This window comes from Intestinimonas sp. HCP28S3_D6, assembly GCF_052065695.1.
In the GTDB taxonomy this organism is placed as follows: Bacteria; Bacillota; Clostridia; order Oscillospirales; family Oscillospiraceae; genus Intestinimonas.
This window is the reverse complement of record NZ_JBQHTM010000025.1, coordinates 38293-49576: the sequence shown is the minus strand read 5'-3', so window position 1 is coordinate 49576 and position 11284 is coordinate 38293. Positions and strand designations below refer to the sequence as shown.

At 63.1% G+C, this 11284-nt stretch carries 9 protein-coding genes; 3 read left to right on the top strand and 6 right to left on the bottom strand.

Annotated elements, in window-relative coordinates; all coding sequences use genetic code 11:
- Positions 1–452 precede the first annotated feature (452 nt).
- The 5 genes from ACTNBK_RS09795 to uraA all read right to left on the bottom strand — a co-directional run bounded on the left by ACTNBK_RS09795 (position 453) and on the right by uraA (position 6691).
- Positions 453–1034, bottom strand: a complete 582-nt coding sequence (locus ACTNBK_RS09795; protein WP_441145665.1) for an ECF transporter S component — start codon at positions 1032–1034, stop codon at positions 453–455.
- 99 nt (positions 1035–1133) lie between these two features.
- On the bottom strand, positions 1134–3359 hold the full coding sequence (locus ACTNBK_RS09790) for a transglutaminase-like domain-containing protein (RefSeq protein WP_441145663.1): 2226 nt from the start codon (positions 3357–3359) through the stop codon (positions 1134–1136).
- On the bottom strand, positions 3356–4354 hold the full coding sequence (locus tag ACTNBK_RS09785; protein ID WP_441145661.1) for a DUF58 domain-containing protein: 999 nt from the start codon (positions 4352–4354) through the stop codon (positions 3356–3358). Before ACTNBK_RS09785 ends, ACTNBK_RS09790 begins: the two co-directional genes overlap by 4 nt.
- A gap of 5 nt (positions 4355–4359) precedes the next feature.
- Positions 4360–5283: an AAA family ATPase gene (locus ACTNBK_RS09780; protein WP_441145659.1), complete on the bottom strand. Its 924-nt coding sequence runs from the start codon at positions 5281–5283 to the stop codon at positions 4360–4362.
- 157 nt (positions 5284–5440) lie between these two features.
- Complete coding sequence (gene uraA / locus ACTNBK_RS09775; protein WP_294515621.1) at positions 5441–6691, bottom strand: uracil permease; 1251 nt, start codon at positions 6689–6691, stop codon at positions 5441–5443.
- A 209-nt stretch (positions 6692–6900) separates the two neighbouring features.
- On the opposite strand from uraA, the gene ACTNBK_RS09770 reads away from it, so the two are divergent.
- A complete protein-coding gene (locus ACTNBK_RS09770) occupies positions 6901–8169 on the top strand; it encodes a diaminopimelate decarboxylase (RefSeq protein ID WP_441145657.1) in 1269 nt (422 codons plus the stop codon).
- Positions 8170–8531: 362 nt separating this feature from the next.
- Positions 8532–8780 (top strand): hypothetical protein, encoded by a 249-nt coding sequence (locus ACTNBK_RS09765; protein ID WP_441145655.1) that lies wholly within the window; start codon positions 8532–8534, stop codon positions 8778–8780.
- Positions 8781–8782: 2 nt separating this feature from the next.
- Here ACTNBK_RS09765 and ACTNBK_RS09760 read toward each other — a convergent pair whose 3' ends face one another.
- The gene (locus ACTNBK_RS09760) at positions 8783–9700 is read right to left on the bottom strand and encodes an RluA family pseudouridine synthase (RefSeq protein ID WP_441145669.1); all 918 of its coding nucleotides are present in this window, start codon (positions 9698–9700) and stop codon (positions 8783–8785) included.
- 189 nt (positions 9701–9889) lie between these two features.
- Between ACTNBK_RS09760 and hemW the strand changes: the two genes are divergently transcribed.
- The gene (gene hemW / locus ACTNBK_RS09755; RefSeq protein ID WP_441145653.1) at positions 9890–11110 is read left to right on the top strand and encodes a radical SAM family heme chaperone HemW; all 1221 of its coding nucleotides are present in this window, start codon (positions 9890–9892) and stop codon (positions 11108–11110) included.
- The last annotated feature ends 174 nt before the right edge of the window (positions 11111–11284 follow it).

Here is an 11284-nt window from a genome sequence, read left to right as displayed (position 1 = left end):
TGCGTCTTACGCGAACTCATTTAGTTTACCAGATCATCGAGTTCTTGTCAAGAACTTTTTTCGAGGTTTTCCGAACTTTTCGTCACTCTCGAACTGGTTCTCTCTGACGCGGACTTGTTTATTCTAGCAAACTCACGAGCTTTTGTCAAGCACTTTTTTCAGATCTCAGAGATTTTCTTCTCGTCATCGTCCTGTTTTTGTGCCTCTCGCAAAGCGCTCAGATAATATACCAGATCAAACCCACATTGTCAATACTTTTTATTTACTTTATTAGGCAGCAATAAAAATCCTTTGGCCTCGGGCATCTATAAGACGGGTAAGCCCTTTATGCTAGCTTGCATGTCACATCGTGCAAGTACGATCTACCTGCTGCCCATCAGTGATTTCTTTTATATAATATAAAAGACCGGGGCGACATGTGGCAGCATGTCGCCCCGGTCTTTTTGGTATCCTTACGCCATCTTCAGGCGCAGGCCGCTGCGCTTGAGGGCGGAGCGGATGGCCATCGCCAAGGGAGGGGCCGCGATGATGGCCACTCCGCCGTTGAAGATGGAGGCGGGGATCAGGGCCAGCAGAGTCACCGCCGCGGCCTGGGGCTGGAGACCGCCCAGCAGCATCCCGTTGTAGAAGAAGTCCTTCAGGTAGTAGAGCACGTAGTAACTCAGGCACCCCACCACCGCCGCCGTTAGGTAGCGGCCATAGGTGGCGGGCTTGGCCCCCTCGCCCCGGCGGCCCGCGGTGACGGCCACACCAGCCATGAGGCCCATGGCCCCCTTGGTCAGGAAGGTAATCCAGCACTCCGCCGCCCACAAGGGGTTGGTGAGGTCATAGAGGGCGGAGCCCAGGCCGGAGGCCAACCCGCCCACTGGTCCCATCAGGAGCCCGGAGAGGACGCACAGGATGTTGGCCAGGGTAAAGGAGGGCACTCCGCCCACCGGCACCGGCATGATAATGCGGGCGTAGTTGCCGGCAAAGACCAGGGCGGTCATCATCCCCAGAAAGGCCAGCCGCTGGGTGGACATGTTTTGTTTCATGGAAACCACTTCCTCTGTCTGTTCTGCCGTCATTATACCCCCTGTCTGATATTATTTCAAATCTCAGTTTCTATTTATTTAATAAGGTCAGTTTGTCACTCACCGGAGGTCCCACAGCCAACGGAAGGCCAGCCGCTTCCAACGGGGCAGGGCGGCATCCACCCGGTCCCGCTCGCTCTCCACGGCCTCCGCGGCCTGTTTGCGCTCGGCCTCGGTGAGGGTGTGCTGGCTGAACCGGGCCTTCAGGGCCAGCTCCTCTACCTTTGGGTGCTCCCTGCCTCCCCAGGGCAGAAGCCGGCGCTGGAGCCGGTAGGCCCAGAGGGCGGCGTCGTTGGTGCCGCTCCCCCGCAGCCTCCGGTGCCAGAGGAGAGCCATGACCCGCCGTCGGGCGAAGAGCAGCAGCCACAGGGCGGGCACCACGGCGAGCCAGGCGAGCGTACTCAGATCCGCTTTCCCGTCTCCGCCCATGCCCCCCTCATCTTGGCCGCCCGCCGGGGGCGTAGTGGGGGTGGGCGTGGGGGCGGCGGAGGTCTGAGGAGTCGGCGTCGGGGTGGACGTTGGCGTTGGGGTAGGCGTGGGCTCCGGCCCGGCGGTCTCTTCTGGCTCCGTCTCCTCCCCGCCGTGGGTTGGGGTCACCTCCACCGGGTACCAGCCGTAGCCATCCAGGTAGATCTCCACCCAGGCGTGGGCTGCCGACTCGGGCACATCCACCTGACCGGAGTCGGGCACCATCACCGTGTAGCCGCTGACATACCGGGCAGGTGTCCCGATCATTCGGAAAAACAGGGTGGCGACGGTGGCGTAGTGCATACAGTAGCCCTTCCCGCTCTGGTTGAGGAAGTAGTCCACAAAGTCGGCGCCCTCCGGCATAGCGGGAGCGGTGGTGTCGTAGGTGGTGGTGGCGGCCAGCGCGTAGCCGATCAGCCAGGCCGTCTCCATCTCAGACCAGTAATTCCGGAGCACCGACTTCCGGTAGCTGTCATCTACCTCGAAGTGCAGCCCAGTGTTCCGATCCGCCCAGGTATAAATTGCCTGCTCCGCCGCCTTCGGCACCTCCAGATAGTGCTCATAGACGAAGTCCCGGTAGGCCTGCTCCGCTTGGGCAGCTTCTCCTTTCAGTGGGCGCATTGCGTGGTCCGGCTCGGCCTCTGGCCGGTAATAGACGGTGTAGCTGCCGACACCGAAGCCCTTTTGAATGTGGGAGTCATCCACGAAGCTACCCCCCACCAGCTCATCGGCGTCTGTGAGGAGAGAATAGGGCACATAGAGGCAGTTCCCAGGTGCGCCGGTGATCTCCACCGTCACCGCGTGCCAGTCCTGACCCGCGGCGGTGAGGGCGGGAAAGTTCAGGGGCTCATAGCCCCCCAGGTCCCCCATCTCCTCATAGGCGGTGTCGTCCAGAGGCTCCCAGGATGTGCCGGTATACACCCCGGCGGACCTCCCCCGGAGATAGATCCGCCCGGGTACATCGGTCTCCACCCGGAGCATGGTGCGGCTTGAAAGGGACAGAGGGCCTGCACCGGCCAGGTCCACCCGGCTGGAGGAGCCGCCCACCTGCATGCCCCCCGCGACCCAGTCGGGCAGTGAGAAGGACAGATCCCCGGAGAGGAGGACCCCCTTGGCCGCCTCGGCCCATTGGGGGTAGACATAGCGCTCCTTGGGTACGGCCAGGGTCAGGAGGATCAGTGCGCAGCCGGCGGCGGGCAGGACGGCCAGGGTGAGCCGCGCCCGGGCGGCCCTGTCCTTTCTGGACAGAATACTGGTGAGGAGCAGGGCGCAGCAGCAGATGAGGAGGAGCAGAAAGTCGGGCCACCAGGGTAGGCGGTCGGCCAGGAAGGCGGGGAGCAGCAGCGGATAGGTCATGGCCACCACGGCCCAGGCCGAGTGCAGCCACAGGGCTGCCCAGCCCAGGGGAAAGGCCAGCAGGGCCAGGGCGGCACACAGGAAGAGGAGACAGGCCGCCGCCGGGAAGGGGTCTGGCAGGGTACCGCCGCCCCCCAGGACCAGCCCGACATAGGCCATAGTGGCCCTGACCCCGGCGGTCAGCGGGTCCCACATCAGCCAGGTGAACAGGGCATAGCCCTCGGCCACCAGCAGCAGGGCCGCCCAGCGGAATCTGGGCAGGGCGCGGATGACGGCCATGAGCACCCCCAGTCCCACAGCGGTGAGGGCCAGGAGGCGCCGGCTGTTTCCCAGCCCATAGACGCTCTGGCAGCACAGGGCCACCCCCATGAGCAGCAGGGAGAGGAGGAGAGCATCAGCGAAGAGGGGGAGCAGCCAGCCGCCCCTGGAGGCCTTTACGGTCTTATTTCGATCCCGTCTCACACCGCCACCTCCCCGTTGGGCATGAGGTGAAACCTCCGCCCCCTATTTTCGGCTTCCTCCGCCCGGATGGAGCGGCCGGTGGGCGGCGTGGGATCGGAGAGGACGGCGGACAGGCACCGGTCCAAGGTCCTCCAGTCGGCCACCAGGAACTGCCGCAGCTCCCCCGTCTCCGGGTGGAGCCAAGCTACGGTGTGGCTCCGGCCCTGGTCCAGGAGGGCCGACGACCAAGTCAGCAGTCGGTCCAGCACCCCGTCCACCTCATCCCAGGTCCCGAAGTGGTCAAAGGTGAGGGTGATGCCCGCCTGCCGGGGCTCCAGGGTCTCCCGGACCACCAGTTCGTCCCGCTTGGAGGAGAGCTTCCAGTGGATGGTGGTCACCGGGTCCCCCGCCCGGTAGGGGCGCAGGTCGTAGTCCTCCCCCGGTCCGCCACCGGGCCGTGGCCGCAGGGGCCCTGTCGCCTCCGTCTCCCCCCGCAGGGCGGCGGGAAGGGGCAGCTCCAGCCGCCGGGGCAGAGAGAGGGCGGAGCAGGGCGGCGGCGGAGCCACGGGCAGGACGAAGATCCCCAGGCCGTCCACCACCTGGAGCCGCTCCACCCGGCAGGTGATCCGTCCACAGTGGGCGGCATCCCACTCCGTCCACGCCCACAGGGCGCCCTTCCTGTCCGGCAGGCCGGAGAGGGTCACCCGGCGGCGAGTCTCCTCTCCAGTCATCTCGTTGGTGAGCCGCAGGCGCATGCGCACCATGGGCAGGGGCAGAAAGCCCCGGTATCGAACCTCCGCCCGAAAGCGGAACACACTCCCTCGCTCCAGGCCGGCAGCGGCGGCAGCGAGTCCGCCCCGGCACCGGAGAACCAAGGGCAGAGTCAGGAGCAGGGAGACCACCGGCAAGGCCAGAGCGGTCCATAGGAGGAAGTGGGCCAGATAGCCCACATCAAGAATATGAAAGAGCAGGGCCCCGGCCAGGGCCAGGCCGCAGCCCACACGCCGGGCGGCCACGGCGGTCACTTCAGCCGGGGGGCGCGCACCGAGGCCAGCACGTCCCCCAGCGGGTCGCCGGCACCGGCGGCGTCGGTGAGGATGAGCCGGTGGGCCACCGTATCCCGGAAGAGCTCGGTCACGTCGTCGGGGAGGACATAGTCCCGGCCCCGGATGAAGGCGGCGGCCCGGCTCACCGCCGCCACCGCCAGGGTAGCCCGGGGACTGCCCCCCTGGGCGATGGCCGGGTGGCGGCGGGTGGCCCCCACCAGCCGGACGATATACTCCAGTACCTCGTCGGAGATGTGGACGGCCTCCACCGTCTGCCGCAGCTGCTCCAGCCCCGCCCGGTCGGTGACCTGGCTCACCCGCTCTACCACCGGCCCGCCGCTCCGGCGGCGCAGCAGCTCCAGCTCGTCCTGGGGCGACGGATAGCCCATGGACAGCCGCAGCATGAAGCGGTCCAGCTGGGAGTCGGGGAGCAGCTGGGTCCCCGCCGCTCCCGCCGGGTTCTGGGTGGCGATGACCAGGAAGGGCTGCGGCACCGGGTGGCTCACCCCGTCCACCGTGACCTGGCCCTCCTCCATGGCCTCCAGCAGGGCCGACTGGGTGCGGCTGGTGGCCCGGTTGAGCTCGTCGGCCAGGAAGAGGTTGCACAGCACCGCCCCGGGCTGGTACTCCATCTCCCCGGTGGCCTTTTTGTAGATGGAAAAGCCGGTGAGGTCGGAGGGCATCACGTCGGGGGTGAACTGGACCCGGTGGCAGGTAAGCCCAAGCGCCCGGGAAAAGGACAGGGCCAGGGTGGTCTTGCCCACCCCGGGGATATCCTCCAGCAGCACATGGCCACGGGCCAGGATGGCCAGCAGCAGCTTTACCACAACCTCGTCCTTGCCCACCACCGCCTTTTTCACCTCGGCCACCACCTGGGCGCACAGCCTGCGGTCGTCCATGGTATCCCACCCTTTCTCACCGGTTGTCATAATCCGGTATTTTGGTCATTATATCACGCCCCTTCCAAGCCGGGCAAGATGTTTACGCCCAAACAAGCACAAAAGAGGAGCCGTCCGAATCGGACAGCTCCTCTCAGGAAATACAATATAATGTTATTTAGTCGTTCATCAGCTTGGCCTTGTCCAGCAGGAAGAAAATGAGGCTGATGATGACGGCGGTGACGGCGGCCAGGGTCATGCCGGTGATGGACACCGAACCGATGGTGAGGGTGAGGCCGGAGAGACCGGCCACAAAGACCACGGAGGTGAGGATCAGGTTGCGGTTCTTGCCATAGTCCACCTTCTTGTCCACCAGGATGCGGAGACCGGAAGTGCCGATCATGCCGTAGAGGAGGAAGGTGATACCGCCGATAACGTCGCCAGGGATGGTGGAGATGAAGGCGGCCAGGGGCCCGATGAAGGCCATGAGGAGGGAGATGACGGCGGCGCCGGCGATGACCTGGACGGAGTAGACGCCGGTGACGGCCATAACGCCGATGTTCTCGCCATAGGTGGTGGTGGGCACCGAGCCCACGAAGCCGGAGATGGCGGTGGAGAGGTTGTCGCCAAGCAGGGAGCGGTGGAGGCCCGGGTCCTTGAGGAGGTCCCGGCCCACGATCTTGCCGGTGACCACCTGGTGGCCGATGTGCTCGGTGGCGATAACCAGGATGACGGGGGCGATGGTGAGGATGGAGTTGAGGTCAAACTTGGCCAGGTGGAACTTGGGCAGGGTGAAGAGCTGGGCCTGGGCCAGAGGGGTGAAGTCCACCAGGCCCATGGCCACGGCGGTGAGATAGCCGCAGATCATGGCGATGAGGAGGGGGATGACGGCGAAGAACTTGCGGAAGAGGACGGAGCCGAAGACAGCCACACCCAGGGTGACGGCAAAGACGGCGATGTGGGGGCCGGAGGTCAGGTCAGCGCCCGTCTTGCCGGGGGTGATGGTGTTGCCGGCCAGTTCCAGGCCGATGAGTGCCACCACGGGACCCATGGCGGCGGGAGGCAGGATGACGTCGATCCAGTCGGTGCCGAACTTCCACACGATGAAGGCCAGCAGGCAGCCCAGCAGGCCCACCACCACGAAGCCGCCCTGGGCGTACTCAAAGCCCTTGGCCGCGATGACGCCGCCGGCGGGCGCCAAAAAGGCAAAGCTGGAGCCGAGATAGGCCGGTGCTTTGCCTTTGGTGAGGAAGATGAAGAGCAGGGTGCCGAAGCCGTTCATGAAGAGGACGATGCCGGGGTCGATCTGGAACAGGATGGGGACCAGCACCGACGCGCCGAACATGGCAAAGACGTGCTGGATGCTCAGGGGCAGGAGCATGGGAAGGGGGACTTTTTCATCCACCTGGATGATGCGCTTTTTATCCATGGGATACCTCTCCTCTCGATTGCATTTCGGGCAAGTATACCACTTCTTCTACATTCGGTCCACTGTTTTTTGGATTTTTTGTCTTTTTTGTCATATCCCACGGAAACGGGTGGAAGGCAACCTTCAATTCCTCTTTTGCGCCGATTGACAAAAATACCTCTTTTTTTATAAGATAGATTTGATTTCTTATAGAAAGCGGGTGTTTTCCCATGTCCAACAAAAGGCCCTTTGTGACCAAGGCCCAGCTGGAGGCCATCGTCCAGCAGTACCCCACTCCCTTCCATCTCTACGATGAGAAGGGAATCCGTGAAAACGCCCGAAAACTTAAGCAGGCCTTTGCCTGGAATCCCGGCTTCAAGGAGTATTTCGCCGTCAAGGCCACCCCCACCCCTGCCATCCTCAAAATTCTGCATGAGGAGGGCTGCGGCACCGACTGCTCCTCCCTCACCGAGCTGATGCTCGCTGACAAGTGCGGCTTCCACGGCAGCGAGATCATGTTCTCCTCTAACGATACCCCGCCAGAGGAGTTCCGGTTGGCCGCCCAACTGGGCGCCACCATCAACCTGGATGACTTCACCCACATCGACTTCCTGAAGGACACCATTGGGTATATCCCCGAGACCATCTCCTGCCGCTTCAACCCCGGCGGCACCTTCTCCATTGGCGCAAGCAACGAGGGCTTCCAGGTCATGGACAACCCCGGCGAGGCCAAGTATGGCTTCACCCGGGCCCAGCTCACCGAGGGCTTTCGCAAGCTGAAGGCCATGGGGGCCAAGCGCTTCGGCATCCACGCCTTCCTGGCCTCCAATACTCTCTCCAACGCCTACTACCCCACCCTGGCGGGCATCCTCTTCCATCTGGCCGTGGAACTCAAGGCCGAGACCGGCTGCGACATCCAGTTCATCAACCTCTCCGGCGGAGTAGGCATCCCCTACCGCCCCGAGCAGCCCGCCAATGACATCCTGGCCATCGGCGAGGGGGTCCGGCAGAAATATGAGGAGATCCTGGTCCCCGCCGGCATGGGGGACGTGGCCATCTTCACCGAGCTGGGCCGGTTTATGCTGGGGCCCTACGGCTGCCTGGTGACCCGCGCCACCCACTTCAAGCACACTTATAAGGAGTACGTGGGGGTGGACGCCTGCGCCGCCAACCTGATGCGCCCCGCCATGTACGGCGCCTACCACCACATCACCGTCATGGGCAAGGAGGACGCCCCCTGCGACCACAAGTACGACGTCACCGGCTCCCTGTGCGAGAACAACGACAAGTTCGCCGTGGACCGGATGCTCCCTGAGATCGAGCGGGGCGACCTGCTGGTCATCCACGACACCGGCGCCCACGGCTTCTCCATGGGCTATAACTACAACGGCCGTCTCCGCTCGGCGGAGGTCCTGCTTCGGGAGGATGGCTCCACCCAGCTCATCCGCCGGGCCGAGACCCCCGACGACTACTTCGCCACCGTGTCCTTTTTCTTGTAAGAAAAAGGACCAAAAAGAACTTTGTTCCCGCTCTGAAACCGGTTGAAACATAGAGACGCCGGTGCACGGTGACCGACGGAACACCACAGCCCCACACTCCAATGGAACAACCCCAGTTACTCTGCCCCTGTAAGAAGAAGGACCAAAAAACTTTGTTTCCGTTCTGGGACTGGTTCAGACACAAAAAGCCGATGCACGGTGACCGGCGCAAGACCGCATCGGAACATCTTTATAAAATCGACAGGGCCCGTCTCGCTCTCCTGCGCGAGACGGGCCCTGTATCTCTCCCTGTACACATAGCATTGACTTTTATATCAAGTCAATGCTATGCTTTTTTTATCCACATGATGGGAGGAATTTGGATGGATTTTTCCTCTGTTTGGGACCTGGTTCTGAAAAACGCCGGTCAGACCTTTTACACTGTAACCGGTCTCCCCTTCACTTATCAGGTGCAGGACGACGTCGTTCGGACCAGCCGTACCAATTACCGCCTGACAAAGCGGGACTTCGAAAAAGCCTTTGAACGGATGCCGCTGTCCGGCCCCGGCCCGCTCAACGACATCGTCCGCGGCCCGTCCTATGTCTTCGCGATCCTGAACAAATTGCTCTGAGCTTATAGGAGCAGCCGTGCCATATCCTGCGGCAGGGGACAGGTAAAGGTGAGCACCTCCCCGGTGACGGGCTGTCGGACGGTGAGCTCCGACGAGTGGAGGGCGGGACGGGGGATAAGGTCCTTGTCCTCCGTGCCGTAGAGGAAGTCCCCCGCCAAGGGACAGCCCAGATAGGCCATATGGACCCGGATCTGGTGGGTCCGCCCCGTCTCCAGCGCCAGCCGTACCATGGCACGGTCCCCCGTCCGGCAAAGGACCTGATAATGGGTGCGGGCGGGCAAGCCGTCCGGCCGCACTGCCCGGGCCACGATGGAGCCCTCCGCCATGCCGATGGGGGCGTCCACCGTCCCCGCCTCCTCCGCCGGTCCCCCCAGGCATACCGCCAGATAGATCCGCCGGAATTCCGCCGTGTGGAGCTGGTTTTTCAGCACCTCCTGGGCGTGGGGGTGCTTGGCCACCACCATGAGTCCTGAGGTCCCCTTGTCCAGCCGGTGGACCGGGTGGAAGTCGTCCTCCACCCCGGTCTTATCGTAATAGCTCAGCAGAAAATTACCAATTGTATCGGAAAAGTGGCCGGCGCCGGGGTGGACCAGCACCCCAGGGGCCTTGTTTAGGACCAGCATATCCCCGTCCTCATAGACGATATCCAGGGGCCCCTGCGCCGGCACCACCCCGCTGCGCCGTTCCGGGTCGGAGAGCCGCACCGTCAGCACCTGCCCCGGCTCCACCCGCCGGCTGGTAAAGACCCGCTCGCCGTCCAGCAGGATGCCGTCCTCCAGCCACTTGACCCGCCGGATCACCGTGCCCGAGAGGCCCAGCTCCTTCCGCAGCAGGGTGTCCACCTTCTGCCCCGCCCGCTCCGGCGGCACAGTGAGGCTCACCCGCCGCACCTGTTTTTTCACACCACCCGGCGCTTCCATGCGCTCCACAGACCGTTTCTCCTTCCTAAAAGATAAATTTTACATGTTGTTTTCAGTATAGCATGCATTTCCCACCTGTCCAGTCTATTTTGCTTTCCACCGGAAATTCCACGCTCTTCATTGCCATCAGGGGAAAAACGCGGTATAATGAAATAGATCAATCCGATTCCATAATAAGGTGGGACCGCCATGGGAAAGCAGCTGGGCTTTTACATCCACATACCGTTTTGCAAAAGCAAGTGCGACTACTGTGACTTCTACTCCCTGTCCGGCCGCACCGAACGCATGGATGATTATCAGAAGGCTCTGCTGACCCACATCAAGGAGACCGCCCCCCAGGCCAAGGGCTATCTGGTGGACACCATCTACTTCGGCGGCGGAACCCCCAGCTTCTACGGAGAAAAGCGCATCCGGGAGCTGCTCTCCGTGATCCGGCGGAAGTTCGAGGTGGCCGGCAACGCCGAGGTCACCATGGAGGCCAACCCCGAGAGTGTGGACAAAAAGAGCATGGTGCGCCTCCGCCGGGCGGGGATCAACCGGGTCTCCCTGGGGATGCAGTCCGCCCACGACGACGAGCTCGCCGCCCTCCACCGGCCCCACACCTTCCAGCAGGTCCAGGAGGCGGTGGCCGCCATCCGGGAGGCCAAGATCAAGAACTTATCCCTGGATCTGATGTACGGTCTGCCCGGCCAGGACATGGCTATGTGGCAGGACTCGGTAGAGAAGGCCATCGCCCTTCAGCCCCAGCACATCTCCGGCTATGGCCTGAAGGTGGAAGATGGCACCCCTCTGTGTGCCCGTGTGTCCCGAGGTGAGGTTCTCCCCAACGACGACATGCAGGCCGACATGTACCTGTGGATGGTGGCCCGGCTGGAGCATGCCGGTTATCGCCAGTACGAGATCTCCAACTTCGCCCAGTCCGGCTTCCAGTCCCGGCACAACCTGAAATACTGGCTCACCCGGCCCTACCTGGGCTTCGGCCCCGGTGCTCACTCCGACTTCGGCGGCCGGCGCTTCTCCTTCCTCCGGGACCTGGACGGCTACATTGACGGCGTGCTGGGCGGCAAGCCCATCATCGACTCCGACGACCTCATCCCCAAGCGGGAGCGTTCAGGAGAGTACTTGATGCTCCGACTGCGGACCACCCGCGGCATCGAGGAGTGGGAGTACCGGCGGGAATATTTTATGAACTTCGACCCCATCGAGGCCAAGCTGGCCGAATATGAGCACAACGGCTGGGCAGCCCGGGACGGGCACCGCTGGCGGCTCACTCCCATCGGCTTCCTCATCTCCAACCAGCTTATCGGTGAGCTGCTGGAGCGGCAAGAGAGCGCCACTTTGGAGACTACCCTTCCCAAAGTGCAAAAAACACCTCCGCCGCCCCCTCCCTCCGAGCCATCCACCCCCTGATCCCAGCGTCCCGTATACCGTCCCGGCAGGCCGTCATGACCCGGTCTGCCGGGATTTTCGTTTGCCGCGCAGGCATTCTAACTTTTTCCTAACATTGGTCTCTCCCCCAGCAAAACGACAGCTTTTCCCAGCCTCTGCCGTTTACAAAAAAGGGGGGGTGTGTTAGGATTATAC